This window comes from Brachybacterium sp. AOP42-C2-15 (assembly GCF_052377065.1).
Classification (GTDB): domain Bacteria; phylum Actinomycetota; class Actinomycetes; order Actinomycetales; family Dermabacteraceae; genus Brachybacterium.
In genome coordinates this window covers 84,694-101,169 of sequence record NZ_JBQSWK010000006.1, presented here as the reverse complement: position 1 = coordinate 101,169, position 16,476 = coordinate 84,694, and the positions used below count along the sequence as shown (strand labels likewise).

Sequence of the window (16,476 nt, the reverse complement as noted above, 5' to 3'; positions counted from 1 at the left end):
TGCGCATCGAGTCGTGAGTTCTGTACCGAAAGGCTGCGTTAGAGGCACAGAAGTTACGACTCGATGCCCCGGCGGCCCCTACCCTCACCGTCCAACTTCCCCGGCCACGCCAGCGCATAGTGCCTCGCAACAAACCGATCACGAATTATTTCGACGCCAGATTTTCCTCTGGTCGGGCACCGAATGTCGGTTCTGCGCGAGACACTCATGAGGATGTGGCAGCACGAAGCCGCCCCCTAGCTCCCGGAGCACCGAATGACGAATGAGATCGAAGTGATCAGCGACGGCGATGGACTCGCCGTGCTCGGTGCTCCCGGGGACGTCGACGCCTTCTTGACGTCATTCGGTTTCGAGTCCCGCGAGCTCGAGCTCCACCGGCTCGGCCCGTCGTATAAAACCTCTGCAGGCATGCTGAACGCCGGGGCTGGGGTCGCGGCGAACTCGGGCCGCTGGATGAAGCTCACGTCGGAATCCTTCGCCGCGTCGAAGGCTCTGCCGCTCGTCAAGAACGCCTCCACCGGGAACCTCCACGCCACCCTCCGCGCGTCGAGCGGCCAGTTCGCCAAGAACCTGCAGTTCGTTGCGGGGCCGGCATCCCTGCTCAACCCCGCCGCCCTCGCCGCCGCCGGAGCGGTCATGTCGCAGATGGCGATGCAGGAGGCGATCGAGGAGATCGGCGAGTACCTCGCCGTCATCGACGAGAAGATCGACGACATCCTGCGTGCGCAGAAGGATTCGGTGTTCTCGGACATGATCGGCGTCGACCTCATGATCGAGGAAGCCATGACGGTTCGCGACGAGGTGGGCCGCGTCTCGGAGGTGACCTGGTCCAAGATCCAGAACTCCGCGCTGACCCTCGCCACCACCGAGGCTTATGCGCTGCGGCAGATCGATGCGCAGGCGGAGAAAGTCGAGAAGGCGAGTGTCGCGGACCTCGCCACGAAGGCGAAGGCCGCCGAGTCCACCGTGCGCGAGTGGCTCGCCGTGCTCGCGCGCTGCGTCCAGCTGCAGGATGCCCTGGCGGTCCTTGAGCTCGATCGAGTCCTCGACAGCGCGCCGGAGGATCTCGACCGCCACCGCCTCGGACTCCGCGCGGCACGGGCAAAGCGCCTCGCGCTGATCCACCGCACGACCGAGGAGCTGCTCGAGCGCATGAACACCACCATCCGTCGGGCCAACGCCAAGGTCCTCCTGTCCCCGCGGCCGGCTCGCGCGGCGGTCACCTCCAGCAATCTCGTCGTGGGCCGAGTGCTCGACTTCCAGACGGCCCTGGAGATCGAGGACGGCCACGACTCCACAGATGCGAAGCGATGGCGGACGGCAGCCGGAGAGGTGCGCGACAAGGTCGTCAGAACCGGCGTTGACGGCGCCGGCGCAGCGATCCAGTTCGGTGGCGACACCGCGGGTCGCGTCCGCTCCGGGGCCGGTCGCTTCTCGGAAGGCGCCCGCGCGTTCCGCGAGGCCGTCCGTCGCGAAGACCCCGAGGCGAGTGACGAATCGGCGACCGCGCAGCCGGTGGACGAGCAGGCCAAGTAGCTCGCCTCACCGCATATAGCAGCTCGATGCTGCGGGAGAACCTGAGTCCTCCACCCCACCGAGCCGTAGGAAACGTGCCGCAGATTCCGCTTCGGGGCACGTTTCCTACGGCTCGCTACATCCCGCTGCACCTGACCAGCCGAGTCGTAGAGTGCCCGACCCCCAGAAGGAGCGCTGTGCCCGAACCCATAAGCCAGGCTTGCCACCCGCGCCTAGGATGGGGTCATGGATCCACGTCGCCTGCTCATCTTCCGCACTGTGGTGCGCAACGGCTCGATCGGTGCCGGCGCCCGCGAGCTGGGCTGGACCCAGCCCGCGGTCTCCCAGCACCTCGCCGCGCTGGAGAAGGAGGTGGGCACCCAGCTGCTGCTGCGCTCCTCCGCCGGCATCACGCCGACGGAGGCCGGCACCCGCCTCGCCGCGCATGCCGAGGCGATCGCCGCGCAGCTGCATGCCGCTGAGGAGGAGCTCGCCGACATCACGGCGCTGCGGCGCGGGACGGTGAAGTTCGGGACGTTCCCGTCGGCCGCGGCGATGCTGCTGCCGCCGGTGCTGAAGCGGCTCTCCGAGACCGCTCCGGATCTGGACGTGACCTTCGCGGAGCTCGAGCCGCCGGATGCGGTGGTCGCGCTGCGCGAGGGCGAGCTGGATCTCGCGCTGGTGTTCCGCTACCCGTGCAGCGACATCGGCGATGAGGGCACCCTGGAGTGGACCCCGCTGATGGAGGACCGCGTGATGGTGGTGCTGCCGCGCGACCACCCTCGGGCCGAGGATCCGGACCTCACCCTCGGCGACCTGGCGAAGGATCCGTGGATCGCGGGCTGCGAGCGCTGCCGGGCGAACCTGATCTCCAGTGCGCGCCGCGCCGGCTTCTCCCCGCAGGTGCGCCACTCCACCGATGACACGATCGTGGTCCAGCAGCTGATCATGCATGGCGGCGGCGTCGCGCTGATGCCGGAGACCGCCCTCGAGGCGGCACCGTCGGCCGATCTGGTGGTGCGTGCCATCCCGAACCTCGACAACCGGATGATCGGGCTGCTGAACCGTCGCGGCGCGCTCGCGATCCCGGCAGTGGGCGCCCTGCGGGATGCGCTGGTGGCTGAGACCACCGAGCGCCTGGACACGGCGGTGATGATCTGAGCCCCCGCACGGCCGGCGGTGCCCCGGCACGTACCTGGGTGCGGCCGGGCCTGATGCTCATCGGGGGCCTGCTGCTGGCGGTACTGCTGCTGCTCGCCGACCAGTGGATCGCCGCGATCGCTGTCGCGCTGTTCTCCGTCTTCATGGCGTACTGGACCAGCCCACTGCGCTCCGGCCCGCACGTTCCGCTGGCCGAGGCCCGCACGCAGGGACCGGGCACCGCGATCATCCTGTGGGCACCCGGCAACCCGCTCTCGGCCCGCCTGCAAGCGGCGATCCGCGGCCCCCGCCAGGACGTGGCCTGGGTGAACGTGTTCCGCGACCCGCACGCGCAGGAGCTGCTGACCGCGCACGGCGGCACGGGCGCACTGCCGCTCGTGCTGCTCGGCGAGCAGACGATCGCGAACGCAACCGCCGGGATGCTGCTGGACCTGCAGGAAGCCGAGCAGCGGCGTCGGACCGAGGGCGGGGACGTCGGCGAGCGCTGACTCAGGCGCCGGGCAGCTGCCCGATCACGACGGTCCACTCGCGCACGCTGCGGTCCGCGATGACCCGCTCGCGCTTGAAGGGGTCGCCGTCGAGCTTGGCGAGCGCATCCTCCGCGGAGTCCGCGAGGAGGATCAGCAGCGCCCCGGGCTCGCCGCTCAGCGGGCCGGACAGCAGCAGCGTCCCTTCGCGGTGCAGCTCGGAGAGGTGCTCACGATGCTCGGGGCGGAAGGTCGCGACGCGCGAGGCGTCATCGATGTAGGTGTACTGAACGGCGAAAGCGGCCATGGCTTCTCCCTGGGGCGGGGGCCGACGCCGGTGCGCGGCCCGTAGTTATCTGGGTTCATCGTCCCGCATCTGCGCGGGTCACGCGGGGTCGTCCAGGAGACCGCATCTTTCCTTTTCCGTAATTACGGATATAGTGGGTCTCGTTCCCGACCCGCAAGGAGGCCCGACATTCCCGTCGCCCCCGCCCCCGCCGAGCTCCTGGAGCGGCTCTCCGCCCTCGAGGCACGGGTCGCCGAGCTCGAGGGCGAACGCAGCGACGCTCCATCACCGCCCCGCAGCACCACCGCGAGCGATGCGGGCGACAGCGCGCCCGAGGATCCGTTCTGGGCGCTCGCCTCGCTCAAGGAGCACCTGCCCGCACCGGGCGGGGTGCTGCTGACCGGCGCGGTCGATGTCGGGGCGGGACATCTGGAGTACCAGTGGGCGCGCCCCACCGAGCACCTGCTGGAGACGGACTGGCAGCAGCATGCGGAATCCGTCGGCGCCCTCGGCCATCCCCTGCGGATGGCGATCCTGCGTCGGCTGCTGGACGGCGAGCACACCGTCGCCCAGCTGGTCGAGGAGCTCGAGCTGGGCTCCACCGGCATCGCCTACCACCACCTCTCCGCTCTGCAGGCAGGCGGCTGGGTACACTCGCCGCGCCGCGGCAGCTGGGCCCTGCTCACTCCCCGCGTGATCCCCCTGCTGACCATCCTCATCGCCCTCGAGAGGGGCTGAGCGTGAACTCCCCCCGGCCCGCCAGCCCTCACGACCCCGCGCCCGAGACCACCGCTCCTGCCGATCCCGCCGAGCCGGTCGGCCCCGCCGCTCCGGCACCCACTGCATCGGCACCCTCAGGCCCGGTCACCCGCCGCACGGTCCTCGCGGCAGGGATCCCGGCCGTCGTCGGTCTCGTCGGCCTGGGGGCACTGACCAACCCCCGCCCCGCGAGCCTTGGAGACCCCATCGGAGATCAGCAGCTGACCAGCGCCCTCGCCCCGCATCTCAGCGGCCACCGACGGGTCGCCGTCGCCTACCTCGACGGCAGCGGCAGCCCCCGCTTCGCCGGCTTCGGGGCCGACGAGACCAGCGAGTTCGAGATCGGCTCGATCTCCAAGACCTTCGCCGGCGCACTGCTCGCCGAGGCGATCACCCGCGGCGAGGTCACCGCGGAGACGACCGTGGCCGAACTACTCGGGGCGGAGGCCGCGGGCAGCGAGATCGCGGGCGTCACCCTCGCCGAGCTCGCCACCCACACCTCGGGGATGCCGCGCCTGGCCCTCGCCGCGCTGCCCGGCTCGATGGTCGCGAACTTCCTGCGCAAGGACCCGTATGCGCGGCGGGATGCCGCACAGGTGATCGATGATGCCCTGGGCAGCGCTCTCACCGGGCGGGGCGAGTTCGCCTACTCGAACCTGGGCGTCGCCCTCCAGGGCCAGCTGCTGGCCCGCGCGGCCGGGACCGACTATGCCTCACTGCTCACCGAGCGGATCCTGGACCCGATGGAGCTGAGCGGCACCTACGCCCCGATCCTTCCCGAGCACCTGAGGGAGTCGGCGACCCGGGGCCGAGGGAAGAACGGCCTGGCGCAGGCCGCATGGACGATGTACGGCAGCGCTCCAGCGGGCGGCATCCGCTCCACCGCGAAGGACATGGCAACCTACCTGGCCGGCACGTTCGACGGTTCGGCGCCCGGCGCGGCCGCCGCCTCGGAGGTCCTGCACAGGGTCGACGAGACCGAGAACATCGGCATGAACTGGTTCCAGGAGGACTTCGGCGACGGCACCTGGCACACCTTCCACAACGGCATGACCGGGGGCTATGCCTCGTTCGTGGGGTTCACGCCGGAGACCGGGCGCGGGATCGTGCTGCTCACCGATACCTCTCGCAGCCTGGATGCCCTCGCGATGGACGTGCTCACCAAGCAGGTGGCGCTGTGATGAGCCTGCTCCCGCTGCTGGTGGGACTGCTCCTGGCCGCGATGCTGCTGACCTCTCTCGTGTCCCTGCTCCGCCACCACCAGCATCCGTGGCGGATCCTCGAGCGGGCGCTCGGCAGTGCGAGCCTCCTTGCGATCATCGGCGTGATCGGGATCGTGCCCGCGTCGCTGTGGTGGGTGCCGTGGCTGCTGACGCTGCTGCTCGCCGCCGGTGTCGTCGTCGCCTGTCGGCGCCTGCTCACCCAGGCTCCGCCTGCTCAGCCCTCCCGGCGCCAGGCGACTGCCCTTTCCGCGCCGAGCCGCTCGAACCTCATCACGGAAGGGCTGCTCTACCTCGGACTGCTGGTCATCGCGCTGGCCGCAGGCTGACCCGGTCGCTCAGCTGCGGAGCGGCAGCCAGTCGAGCACGTCCTGGATGCCCTGGTCCCAGAACTCCCAGGTGTGCGCGCCGGGGCGCAGCCGGGAGCTGAGCTCCACGCCCTGCTCCTCGGCGGCGGAGAGGAAGCGACGGTTGTGGTCTAACAGCTGATCCTCGGTCCCGCAGTCCAGGAACAGAGCCGGCAGAACCGCCGGATCGGCGGCGCCGAGCAGGCCCAGCAGATCGTCCTGCGTCTCGGCGATATCGCGTCCGGCCCAGATCCGCTCGGCGAGATGGCCGGTGTTCAGATCCAGGCTCAGCGAGGCAGGGTCCAGCGCACCGGACAGGCTCGCCGCGGCCGCGAACCGCTCCGGATGGTTCAGCGCGAGCTTGAAGGCCCCGAAGCCGCCCATCGACAGGCCCGCCACGAAGGTGTCCTCCCGCGCGGTGGAGACGCGGAAGGTGCGAGCGATCAGCTGCGGCAGCTCCTCGGTGATGAAGGTCCAGTACTTCTCCCCCACCGCTTCGTCGGCGTAGAAGGAGCGGCGCACTTCGGGCATCACCACGGCGATGCCCTTCTCGGTCGCGTAGCGCTCGATCGAGGTGCGGCGCTCCCAGATCGTGCAGTCATCGCTCAGCCCGTGCAGCAGATACAGCACGGGAACACCGCGGCCAGAGCCCGCCGTGGAGGCGTCGCCGCCTGCCCCCTCCATTCCGATTCCCGCAGCGGCCTGCGGCATCAGCACCACCATCGAGGTGCCCATGCCGAGGGATTCGGAGAAGAAGTCGGTGCGCATGCGGATCATCGGTGATCGCTCCTGGGTCGGGTCCGGCGAAGTGCTGGCCCTATTGAACACTCCCCCGCTTACGATGGCGCCATGACTACCGTGCCCGCTCCGTCCTGGATCCGCGATGCCATCTGCTGGCAGGTCTACCCGCTGGGCTTCTGCGGCGCACCGCGCGTGCGCACAGACCTCGGCGGCGAGGGCTACGGCGGGGCCGACGGGGAGAACGTGGTGCACCGTCTGCGCCGCCTGGACGGCTGGCTCGACCACCTGGTGGGCCTCGGTGCGAACGTGCTGCTGCTGAACCCGATCTTCGACTCCGTCTCCCACGGCTACGACACCCTCGAGCATCGCCGCCTCGACCCGCGGCTCGGCGACGAGGACGATTTCGACGCCCTGATCATCGCCTGCCACGCCCGGGGCGTCCGGGTGGTGCTCGATGGCGTGTTCAACCACGTCTCGGACAGCCACCCGGTGGCGCGGCAGGCGATCGCCGCCGGTCCCGGCACCGAGGACGGCGCCCGGATCCGCTGGTCCGGCACCAGCCCCTACGGCTTCGAGGGCAACGCGGACCTCATCGAGATCGACCTGGCTGACTCCGTGATCCAGGATCGGGTCGTGGAGATCATGGGGCGCTGGCTCGAGCGGGGGGCCGACGGCTGGCGGCTGGACGCGATGTACGCGGCAGGGGCCGAGGCCTGGGCGCCGATCCTCGAACGGGTGCGGGCCGCGCATCCCGAAGCGTGGATCCTCGGCGAGGTCATCCACGGCGACTATCCGGCCTTCGCCGCCGCGTCCACTGCGGATTCGATCACCCAGTACGAGCTGTGGAAGGCGATCTGGTCCGGGCTGCGCGATCACAACCTGTTCGAGCTCGCCCACGCCCTGGGTCGCCACCAGGAGTTCCTGGAGGCCGAGGGCGGGGCGCATCCGCAGACCTTCGTGGGCAACCACGACACCACCCGCATCGCCTCCCAGCTCACCGACGGGCGAGACCTCGCCGCAGCCTTCGCGCTGCTGGCGCTGCTGCCCGGGATCCCGACGATCTACGCCGGGGATGAGTTCGGCGCCACCGGCATCAAGGAGGAGCGGGTGGGAGGGGATGACGCGATCCGGCCCTGGTTCCCCGGCAGCCCTGAGGAGGTGGTCGCCGCGGCCGCCGCCGCGGACAGCGCCCCGGGCGGGCCCCACCACCTCACTCTGCTGAAGCCCGACGCCGCGGAGCGCATCCTGGAGGTGCATCGCCGGCTGTTCTCGCTGCGCCGCCGGGAGCCATGGCTCGTGACCGCGTCGGTGCGCGTGGAGGAGGACTCGCTCGAGAACACCTGGGTGCAGATCGTGCTCACGCCCGGGGAGGGGGACAGCGCTGACGGGGTGCCGCCCTCGCCACTCACCCTGGTGCTGAATCTCGGGGACGAGGACCGACCCGCGCCAGGCGAGGTGCTCGAGGTGGTCAGCGGCGCGGACATGCTCGACGGCGTCGGCCCGGCGGCACCCGGCGTGGTGCCCGCACACGGCATCGCCGTGGTGCGGTGATATGGGGCCGCTACCCCGTCGATGACGGGCCGGACACACCGGACGGTGAACCGTCGGCCTGCCCGTAACCTACGATTCGGACATGATCATCGCCGGTCGCATACTCCTGCTCGTCGTGTCGTTCGTCCTGTTCGGGTGGGCGCTGGCCCTGTTCGTCACGGGAGGCACGACACGGGTCATGCTGGAGGAACGCATCGATTCGGAGCATTTCACGGCGGTGATCGCGGAGATCAAGTGTGGATCTGTGGCCGAAGGATTGAACTCCCACGTCATCTACGACGTCATCGATACCGTGGACGGCGAAGAGGCCGGAGCGGTCAGCGGCCCCACGGGGAGCGGCAATGAGCTCCTGATCGGGCAGTCCTGCGAGTCGTTCCGGAGCGCGCGGTCGACGGGGATCACCTTGCTCGCGGCCCCCACGATCGTTGCCGGTGTGGGCGGGTTCGCGCTGTCGTCTCGACGGAAGTAGGCGACCGCCTCACCCCACCCCGAAGCAGCGCCTCCGCGGCCACGCACCCCTCCGTCGTAGGCTCGTCCCATGAGCATCGCGATCAAGCCCGCCGAGTCCGTGAACACCGCCCCCGTCGTCGCCCTCGGGCTGGTCGGAGGCTGGCTGACCGCCCGCGAGACCGGCATCCGGCCGCTCGGCGGCGTGGTGCTCGCCGCCGCCGGGCTCTACGCGGGCCGCAGCTGGCTGGCCCGTCGCGGCCCCGCCACCACCGCCGTGCTCGGCGCGACCTACGTGGTCGGCTTCGGGCTCTCCCACCCGCTGGCCAAGAAGATCGGCCCGTGGCCGGCGGTGCTCACCGTCACCGCCGCAGCCGCCGGCGCCGCCGCACTGCTCTCCGACGCCGCGTACAGCGGATGGCTCCCCGCCGAGCCCGACGCCGACGCCTGAGCTCGAGTCCAAGCCCAAGCCCAAGCCCAAGCCCAAGCCCAAGCCCAAGCTTCCCCCGCCCCGCCGATCCCCTCCCAACTGTCGTTGCGCCGCCCCGCGAGCGACAGTTCAGAGGGGATGGCTCACCGCTCGTGCATCCATCCCCTCTGAGCTGTCGTCCGACCACCCTCGTGGCGACAGCTGAGAGGGGATGCCCGGCTCCGGGCGCGGGCGGGGAGAGCTGAGGGGATGCCCGGCTCCGGGCGCGGGCGGGAGAGCTTCTGGGCAACTCCGGGCGCGGGCGGGAGAGCTGATGCCCGACTCAGCATGAGGGCTGGGAGAGCTGAGGGGAGGCTCGCGATGCGGGAACGGAATCGGTCACGGCTCCGGTCGCGCTTCAGAGGAATGCGCTTAACAGGTTTCCATCGTTGAGATAGTTGACTAAGCTAAGCCTCCGGTCCGAACGTCGGGCCGCCCGATCCCCCCGAGGTTCTCTCCCCCCATGCTCGGCACCATGCGCCGTCTCTGGCAGACGGTCCGTCCGATCCGCTTCCGCCTCTATCTCGGCCTGCTCAGCGCCATGACCGCGTCAATCGTGGCGCTCATGATCCCTCAGGTCCTCGAGTACATCGTCAATCGGCTCGACTCCGACGCGACCTCCGTCGTCATCTGGACCGGTGGCGCGATCGTGCTGGCCCTCGGCATCGTCGAAGCCTCCCTGATCTGGATGCGCCGCACCTTCGCGGTCGCCCCCTCGACCACCGTCGAGAAGCAGATCCGGGTGGACTTCTACCGCAAGGTCCAGAACCTGCCGGTCACCTTCCATGACGGGTGGGGCTCCGGCCAGCTGCTCTCGCGCATGCTGAGCGACATCAACCAGATCCGCCGCTGGATCGCCTTCGGCATGATCATGGCCGTGACCAGCATGGTCACCGTCGTGGTGGGCATGGGCCTGCTGGTGCGCTCCTCCGCGATCCTCGCGCTGATCTTCTTCTGCGCCGCGGTGCCGGTGACGGTGATCGCCTATCGCTTCAACCGCTCCTACTCCGTCCTCTCCCGCCTCTCGCAGGATCAGAACGGTGACCTCGCCACCACCATCGAGCAGTCCGTGCAGGGCATCCGGGTGCTCAAGGCCTTCGGCCGCGGGCCGACGGCCCTCGAGGGCTTCACCGAGCAGGCCGAGGAGCTGCGCCGCACCGAGGTGCGCAAGGCGACCGCTATCGCCCGCTTCGACATGTTCATGTTCATGCTGCCGGAGCTCGCCCTCGGCGTGGCCCTGCTGGTGGGCCTGCACCTGACGGCCTCGGGGTCGATCTCCACCGGCCAGCTGGCCTCCTATTTCGCGACCGCCACCCTGGTGGTGGGTCCGGTGCGGATGCTCGGCATGCTGCTGGGCCAGGCAGTCAACGCGACCACCGCCCTGGACCGCCACTACGAGGTGATGGACTCCGCCGAGGCCATCACCTCCCCTGCCTCTCCGCAGCGCCTCGATCCCGCCGCCGCCACCGGCGCGGTGCGCTTCGAGGGCGTCCACTTCCGTTACGAGGACGCCCCGGACCACATGCCCGACGTGATCAACGGAGTGGACCTCGAGATCCGCCCGGGCGAGACCATGGCACTGGTGGGCGTGACCGGCAGCGGCAAATCCACCCTGCTGCAGCTGGTGCCGCGCCTGTACGACGTGACCGCCGGCGCGATCACGATCGACGGCATCGACATCCGCGAGCTGGACCTGATCAGCCTGCGCACCCTCACCGCAGTCGCCTTCGAGGACGCCACCCTGTTCTCCGACTCGGTGCGCGAGAACGTGCTGCTCGGCGCAGATCAGTCGCTCACCGCAGAACAGGCCGAGGACCTGCTCCACCTCGCTCTGCGCACCGCGGATGCCACCTATGCGTACGAGCTGCCCGAGGGCGTGGACACCCGCATCGGCGAAGAGGGCATGAGCCTCTCCGGCGGCCAGCGCCAGCGCCTGGCCCTGGCCCGTGCGATCGCCGCCCGCCCCGCCGTGCTGCTGCTGGATGATCCGCTCTCCGCTCTGGACACCAAGACGGAGGAGACCGTCACCGAGCGCCTGCGAGAGGTGCTCAGCGGAACCACCACGCTGATCGTCGCCCACCGCAGCTCGACCGTGGCCCTTGCGGACAGGGTCGCCCTGCTCGACGGCGGCCGGGTGGTCGCCGTCGGCACCCATCACGAGCTGATGGCCACTTCCGCCCGCTACCGCTGGGTGATCGCCAACCAGGCCGAGGAACGCCGCCGCGACCAGGACATCGAGACCCTCACCTGCGAGCTCGAGCTCCGCGCGATCCAGGAGGAGGGCCGATGAGCGCCCCCGCAATGAAGAACCAGCGCCCGGACCAGAACGACCCCGAGCACCAGACTTTCAACGACGCCGAGAACACCGCTTCGCGGAAGCGCTCCTTCGCCCTGCTCGGCGAGCTGATCTCCCCCGTCAAGGGCCAGTTCGTGGGGATGGCCATCATGGTCGTCTTCGCGCAGCTCGCCGTGGTGGCCGGCCCAGCGATCATCGCCTGGGGCATCGACCACGGCCTGCCATCCCTGGTGGCCGGGGACTCCGGCCCCGCGTTCCAGGCCGCGGCGCTGGCCGTCGGCGCCGCGATCGTGGGCGGCGTGCTCACCTACGGGTACGTGCGCCAGTCCGTCGTCGTCGGCCAGAAGATGCTGCTCGCGCTGCGCCGGAAGGTCTTCCGCTTCACCCAGAAGCAGGACCTCGAGTTCCACGAGTCCTACACCTCGGGCCGGATCGTCTCCCGCCAGACCTCCGACATGGAGGCGCTGCGCGAGCTGCTCGACTCCGGCGTGAACGTCATGGTGGGCGCCTCGTTGTCGATGGTGTTCACGATCGTGCTGATCGTGACCATGGACCCGGTGACCGGCCTAGTGATGCTGCTGATGCTGATCCCCTGCGTGCTGCTGACGATCTGGTTCCAGAAGCGCTCCCGCATCGAGTACCGGGCGATCCGCACCCATTCGGCGCGGCTGATCGTGCACTTCGTCGAGGCGATGGCCGGGATTCGCGCCGTCAAGGCCTTCCGCAAGGAGGAGCGCAACCAGGCTGAGTTCGACACCCTCGCCCAGGACTACCGTGACGCCTCGATGCGCTCGATCAACGTGTTCGGCATCTACCAGCCCGCCCTGCGCGTGCTCGCCAATGTGACCATCGCCGCGGTGCTGGTGGTGGGTGGATTCCGGGTGATGTCCGACGATCTGCAGGTGGGTGTGCTGGTGGCGCTGGTGCTGTACTCACGGCGCTTCTTCCAGCCGGTGGACGAGATCGCGAACTTCTACAACGCCTTCCAGTCTGCGGTGGCCGCGCTCGAGAAGATCGCGAACCTCCTCGCGGTGCAGCCCCACGTGAAGGAGTCCGAGACCCCCACCCCGCTGCTCGCCGCGAGCGGCCAGGTGGACTTCGAGGACGTCTCCTTCCGGTACAGCGAGGATGGCCCGCTGGTCCTGCAGCCGATGGACCTGCACATCCCCGCTGGGCAGACGGTCGCCCTGGTGGGCCAGACCGGCGCCGGCAAGTCCACCGTCGCGAAGCTCATCTCCCGCTTCTACGACGCGACCGACGGCAGCGTGCGCCTGGACGGGGTGGACCTGCGGGACATCTCCATGGCGGATCTGACCCGTAACATCGTGATGGTCACCCAAGAGGCGTACCTGTTCTCCGGCACCGTCGCGGACAACATCGCCCTCGGCAAGCCCGGCGCGAGCCGGGAGGAGATCGAGGCCGCGGCCCGCGCGATCGGGGCCGACGAGTTCATCGAGAAGCTCCCCTACGGCTACGACACCGACGTGAACAAGCGCGGCGGGCGGGTCAGCGCCGGGCAGCGGCAGCTGATCTCCTTCGCCCGGGCCTTCCTCGCCGACCCGCGGGTGCTGATCCTCGACGAGGCCACCAGCTCGCTGGACATCCCCAGCGAGCGAATGGTGCAGGAGGGGCTCACGAAGCTGCTCGGTCGGCGCACCTCGCTGATCATCGCCCACCGCCTGACCACCGTGATGATCGCGGACCGGGTGCTGGTGGTGCACGGCGGCGAGGTCGTCGAGGACGGCTCCCCCACGGAGCTGGTCGCCCAGGGCGGTCGCTTCGCCGCGCTGTACCAGGCCTGGCAGGACTCGATGTGACGCATGGCCGGGGCGGGTGCACCACAGCACCCCGCCCCGGCCCGGCCGAGCCGCGGCCCCCTGAGTGAGCGGCACCGCCCCCGATGCGGTCCCCGCGGGCGGCCGCCCCGGCAGGGCTGATGCGCATCCACTGGCGCTGAGCCAGCACACATCCCCACATACCGGGTCGAATGCTGGCTGAGCGCCACTGGATGCACCGGCCACCCCCGGCCCGGCCCGGTTCGGCCCGCCCAAGCCGGTTCGGCCAGCCCGAGCCGGTCAGGCCCGCCAGGTCACGCCAGGTCACGCCCGGTCACGCCCCCAGCATTGCCCGGAGCTCCTCGGTGAGGCCGCCGATCTGCACCCCCGTGCTCGGCCGGCGGAAGGTCTCGGGCGTGACCAGGAACCGCTGCTCGAAAACGGTCGACCCGCGCAGTGTGGACACCTGAGTGCCGTTGTCGACGTAGCCGCAGGAATGCGAGACGCCGAAAGAGGCATCGTTCCCGACCGCCGCGGCGGACTCGGCCCGCAGCGCCCCGAGGTGGTCGAAGGCGAGCACCAGCATCGCCTGCCGCATGAGCTTCCCGTAGCCGTTCCCGTGGGCGTCCAGGGTGAGCCAGGATCCGGAGCTGACCACGCGCCTCTCGGCGAAGCGGGTCGCGGACATGTCCTGGCATCCGATGAGCCTGCCCTGCGCCCACACCCCGAACGGGAGCGTCCACGACTCCGGCTCGATCCCGCTGCGCAGCCGCCACTGGAAGGCCAGCGCGTTGCGGACCCGCTCCTCGGTCTCAGCCCGGTACCAGGGGAAGACCGCCGGGGACTGCGGGTCCTCGAAGATCGGCCGACGGAGCAGCGCCGCGTACTCGGGCAGATCAGCATCGGCGAGCGGGCGCAGGGTGAGGCCACCGACGCGCAGCACCAGGCCGAGAGGCGGATACAGGGTGGCGAGGTCGTCGAGGGACGTGGTCATCGGCCCAGGCTAGAGCCACGGCGCATCGCCCGCCTCTGCTTTTCCCTAGGCTGTGCCCATGACCACCGACGTGCTGCTGAGCGGATTCGCGCCCTTCGACGGAGCGAGCGTGAACGAGTCCTGGGAAGCGGTGCGCGGCGCGGCACCGCTGCTGCAGGACCGGGGGCTGACGGTCGAGACCCTCGAGCTGCCGGTCGAGTTCGGTCGGGTCGGGGAGCTGCTCGCCGCGGCGGTGCGGGAGCACCGGCCCTCACTGGTGGTCGCCGTCGGTCTCGCCGCAGGGCGCGCAGGGATCACCCCGGAACGGGTCGCACTGAACGTGCGCGATGCGCGGATCCCGGACAACGCCGGCGCGAGCCCGGTGGACCAGCCCGTGGTCGCAGGCGGCCCGACGGGCTACTTCAGCACCCTGCCGATCAAGGCGATGGTCGCCGCGCTCACGGCCGACGGGGTCCCGGCCGCGGTGTCCCAGACGGCCGGCACCTACGTGTGCAACGACGTCTTCTACGCGCTCCAGCACCTGCTGGCGACCGACCCTGAGCTCGCCGACACCCGCGGCGGCTTCGTCCATGTGCCGTCGGCCGACGTGGTCGACGCCCCGTCCGGGGCTCGCGCCCTGGCCCGGATGGTCGAGGTGGCGCTGCACACCGCGGGCGATGCGGCCCTCGCGGGCGGGGCCGAGCACTGAGCCGGGGCTGAGCGTCGAGGCGGCCGCGCCCGGACACCGCGTCGGCCCCGGGGTCGGCATCGCGCCCCGGCCGCCGCGTACATCGGCATCGCGCCTCAGCCGCCGCCTCCGCCTATCGCCCTGTGGCGGCCCTTGTCAACAGTTCGGCCCGACTCGGGACAAGATCGCGCCTGACGCTGTGCACAACCGGTGCATCTCGCCGCACGTCGGCTCGAGAACGCCGTCCTTCCACCCCGCCGACAGAGTTATCCACAACGTTTTCCACAGGCGTGGACGAATGACAGACATGTAGTTCCGCAGGTACAGCGGAGAACCCGGGCGTGTCGTCGGCCCCGCTCTCTGCGACCGTCGTCGCCACGCGACCTCGCTGCGCCGCCCCTCGACGACCCCTCAGGCTCCCGCATCACCCCAGGTCATGGAATCTTCGGGAGGCGGCAGCGGGGTGCCTCCCGGCCGGGTGGAGCGGTGCTCGGGCTGGTTGCGCGGCAGCGACTCGACGGTGAGCATCCGCACGCCGCTCGGGAGCGCCCTGACTCGTCCCCACTGTCCGTCCACAGCCGATCCCCGGTTATCCACAGCAAGATCGTGCAATCCCCAACGGTCGACAGAGTTATCCCCAATTCTGTCCACATCTGGGGAAAACCACATCCGTGTAGTTCCCCCATCGCCTCACCGGGCGGGTGCAGTCCGTGCTACAGGGGTCGGGAGAGCCCGGATGACGAACGGGTCGGGGCGGCCTGCTCGCCGCCCCGACCCGTTCCGGTGCTCCGTCCGCGCCCGCTCCCGGACGCGCGATCTCACGACATCGGCACCGTGAGCGTCTTGAGGACGATCAGCGCGACGCACAGCACGAGTGCGGCCACCACCACGCCGGAATGCACGAGGGCGGAGCGTCGAGCCAGCACCTCGCGGTCCGCGCCGGCGGTGGCCTTCGGGCGCAGCGCGAACATCCCCGCGGTCACCGCGGCACCGAGCACCAGGCCCCCCAGGTGGCCCTGCCAGGAGATGTTGGGGACGGTGAAGGTGATGACGAGGTTCAGACCGATCAGCAGGAGGATCTGTGCGGTCTGCCCGCCCAGGTGCCGATTGACCACGAACATCGCGGCGAACAGGCCGAAGACGCCGCCGCTGGCCCCGAGGGTGCCGGTGAACCAGGACTGGCTGATCGGATCGGCGATCACGTACACGGCGGTGTGCCCACCCAGCATCGAGGCCAGGTAGATCGCGGTGTAGCGGACATGGCCGAGGGCCTGCTCGAGGTACTGCCCCACGATCCACAGCGCGTACATGTTCAGCGCCAGGTGCAGGATCCCGCCGTGCAGGAAGCCAGCGGTGACGAAGGTCCACGGCATCAGCAGCGCCCGGAACGGCGCGAAGATCCCCAGCTGCTCGACGAGCCCCGGCGCGAGCATCTGCCCGAGGTAGGCCAGCACGCACAGGGCGATCACGGTGTACGTGACGTACGGGGTGCGCTTGCCCATGCGAGCGCCCATCGCGTTCCGCGGCCGGGTGGAGGCCTGCTGCCGGGAGATGTCCCGCTCGCAGTCCACGCAGAGCACCCCCACAGAGGTGGGCCGCTGGCAGTCCGGACAGGCCGGACGGTCACAGCGCTTGCAGCGCACGTAGCTCACCCGGTCGGGATGCCGGGGGCACACCGGCGGCGCCTGGGGGTCCGGTTCGTCCTCGGCGCTGTAGCCGTAGCTGGGTCGTTCCATGCTCTCATTCCACCACGCGGGCCTGTGCCGCCCCCGAGTGGACAG

Annotated in this window: 17 protein-coding genes; 12 read left to right on the top strand and 5 right to left on the bottom strand. The window is 70.2% G+C overall.

What is annotated here, in order from left to right:
* The first annotated feature begins 255 nt into the window (after positions 1 to 255).
* The 3 genes from ACT3SQ_RS05050 (at position 256) to ACT3SQ_RS05040 (ending at position 3,164) form a co-directional block, all read left to right on the top strand.
* Positions 256 to 1,536, top strand: a complete 1,281-nt coding sequence (locus ACT3SQ_RS05050; RefSeq protein WP_442332127.1) for a hypothetical protein — start codon at positions 256 to 258, stop codon at positions 1,534 to 1,536.
* Between the two features lie 225 nt (positions 1,537 to 1,761).
* Positions 1,762 to 2,676, top strand: coding sequence for a LysR family transcriptional regulator (locus ACT3SQ_RS05045; protein WP_441446277.1), 915 nt, complete (start codon positions 1,762 to 1,764; stop codon positions 2,674 to 2,676).
* A 53-nt stretch (positions 2,677 to 2,729) separates the two neighbouring features.
* Complete coding sequence (locus ACT3SQ_RS05040) at positions 2,730 to 3,164, top strand: hypothetical protein (protein ID WP_441446278.1); 435 nt, start codon at positions 2,730 to 2,732, stop codon at positions 3,162 to 3,164.
* Between the two features lies 1 nt (position 3,165).
* Here ACT3SQ_RS05040 and ACT3SQ_RS05035 read toward each other — a convergent pair whose 3' ends face one another.
* Positions 3,166 to 3,450 (bottom strand): YciI family protein, encoded by a 285-nt coding sequence (locus tag ACT3SQ_RS05035; RefSeq protein ID WP_345076171.1) that lies wholly within the window; start codon positions 3,448 to 3,450, stop codon positions 3,166 to 3,168.
* 369 nt (positions 3,451 to 3,819) lie between these two features.
* Between ACT3SQ_RS05035 and ACT3SQ_RS05030 the strand changes: the two genes are divergently transcribed.
* Genes ACT3SQ_RS05030 through ACT3SQ_RS05020 form a run of 3 tightly spaced genes read left to right on the top strand, consistent with a single transcriptional unit; the run spans position 3,820 to position 5,737 of the window.
* Entirely contained in the window at positions 3,820 to 4,167 is a 348-nt protein-coding gene (locus ACT3SQ_RS05030; RefSeq protein WP_345076170.1) for an ArsR/SmtB family transcription factor, read from the top strand.
* Between the two features lie 2 nt (positions 4,168 to 4,169).
* Positions 4,170 to 5,369 (top strand): serine hydrolase domain-containing protein, encoded by a 1,200-nt coding sequence (locus ACT3SQ_RS05025; RefSeq protein ID WP_441446279.1) that lies wholly within the window; start codon positions 4,170 to 4,172, stop codon positions 5,367 to 5,369.
* A complete protein-coding gene (locus ACT3SQ_RS05020; RefSeq protein ID WP_442332126.1) occupies positions 5,369 to 5,737 on the top strand; it encodes a hypothetical protein in 369 nt (122 codons plus the stop codon). The genes ACT3SQ_RS05025 and ACT3SQ_RS05020 overlap by 1 nt, the downstream gene beginning before the upstream one ends.
* Before the next feature lie 9 nt (positions 5,738 to 5,746).
* Here the strand turns inward: ACT3SQ_RS05020 and ACT3SQ_RS05015 are convergent, their stop codons facing one another.
* Positions 5,747 to 6,532, bottom strand: coding sequence for an alpha/beta hydrolase (locus ACT3SQ_RS05015; RefSeq protein ID WP_442332125.1), 786 nt, complete (start codon positions 6,530 to 6,532; stop codon positions 5,747 to 5,749).
* Positions 6,533 to 6,604: 72 nt separating this feature from the next.
* On the opposite strand from ACT3SQ_RS05015, the gene ACT3SQ_RS05010 reads away from it, so the two are divergent.
* From ACT3SQ_RS05010 to ACT3SQ_RS04990, 5 genes are all read left to right on the top strand, one after another.
* Positions 6,605 to 8,047: an alpha-amylase family glycosyl hydrolase gene (locus ACT3SQ_RS05010; RefSeq protein WP_444600888.1), complete on the top strand. Its 1,443-nt coding sequence runs from the start codon at positions 6,605 to 6,607 to the stop codon at positions 8,045 to 8,047.
* A gap of 82 nt (positions 8,048 to 8,129) precedes the next feature.
* Positions 8,130 to 8,516, top strand: coding sequence for a hypothetical protein (locus tag ACT3SQ_RS05005; RefSeq protein ID WP_345076165.1), 387 nt, complete (start codon positions 8,130 to 8,132; stop codon positions 8,514 to 8,516).
* A 69-nt stretch (positions 8,517 to 8,585) separates the two neighbouring features.
* Positions 8,586 to 8,945: a hypothetical protein gene (locus ACT3SQ_RS05000; protein WP_442332123.1), complete on the top strand. Its 360-nt coding sequence runs from the start codon at positions 8,586 to 8,588 to the stop codon at positions 8,943 to 8,945.
* A 481-nt stretch (positions 8,946 to 9,426) separates the two neighbouring features.
* Positions 9,427 to 11,253, top strand: a complete 1,827-nt coding sequence (locus ACT3SQ_RS04995) for an ABC transporter ATP-binding protein (RefSeq protein WP_444599209.1) — start codon at positions 9,427 to 9,429, stop codon at positions 11,251 to 11,253.
* Positions 11,250 to 13,076, top strand: coding sequence for an ABC transporter ATP-binding protein (locus ACT3SQ_RS04990; RefSeq protein WP_442332727.1), 1,827 nt, complete (start codon positions 11,250 to 11,252; stop codon positions 13,074 to 13,076). The genes ACT3SQ_RS04995 and ACT3SQ_RS04990 overlap by 4 nt, the downstream gene beginning before the upstream one ends.
* Before the next feature lie 292 nt (positions 13,077 to 13,368).
* Here ACT3SQ_RS04990 and ACT3SQ_RS04985 read toward each other — a convergent pair whose 3' ends face one another.
* Positions 13,369 to 14,028, bottom strand: coding sequence for a GNAT family N-acetyltransferase (locus ACT3SQ_RS04985; RefSeq protein WP_442332726.1), 660 nt, complete (start codon positions 14,026 to 14,028; stop codon positions 13,369 to 13,371).
* A gap of 58 nt (positions 14,029 to 14,086) precedes the next feature.
* Between ACT3SQ_RS04985 and ACT3SQ_RS04980 the strand changes: the two genes are divergently transcribed.
* Positions 14,087 to 14,716, top strand: coding sequence for a pyroglutamyl-peptidase I (locus ACT3SQ_RS04980; RefSeq protein WP_442332725.1), 630 nt, complete (start codon positions 14,087 to 14,089; stop codon positions 14,714 to 14,716).
* A gap of 390 nt (positions 14,717 to 15,106) precedes the next feature.
* Here the strand turns inward: ACT3SQ_RS04980 and ACT3SQ_RS04975 are convergent, their stop codons facing one another.
* Both ACT3SQ_RS04975 and ACT3SQ_RS04970 read right to left on the bottom strand, forming a co-directional pair.
* Positions 15,107 to 15,292 carry a hypothetical protein gene (locus ACT3SQ_RS04975; RefSeq protein WP_442332724.1) on the bottom strand — a complete coding sequence of 62 codons (186 nt, stop codon included), beginning with the start codon at positions 15,290 to 15,292 and terminating at the stop codon, positions 15,107 to 15,109.
* Positions 15,293 to 15,513: 221 nt separating this feature from the next.
* Entirely contained in the window at positions 15,514 to 16,431 is a 918-nt protein-coding gene (locus tag ACT3SQ_RS04970) for a rhomboid family intramembrane serine protease (RefSeq protein ID WP_442332723.1), read from the bottom strand.
* Positions 16,432 to 16,476 lie beyond the last annotated feature (45 nt).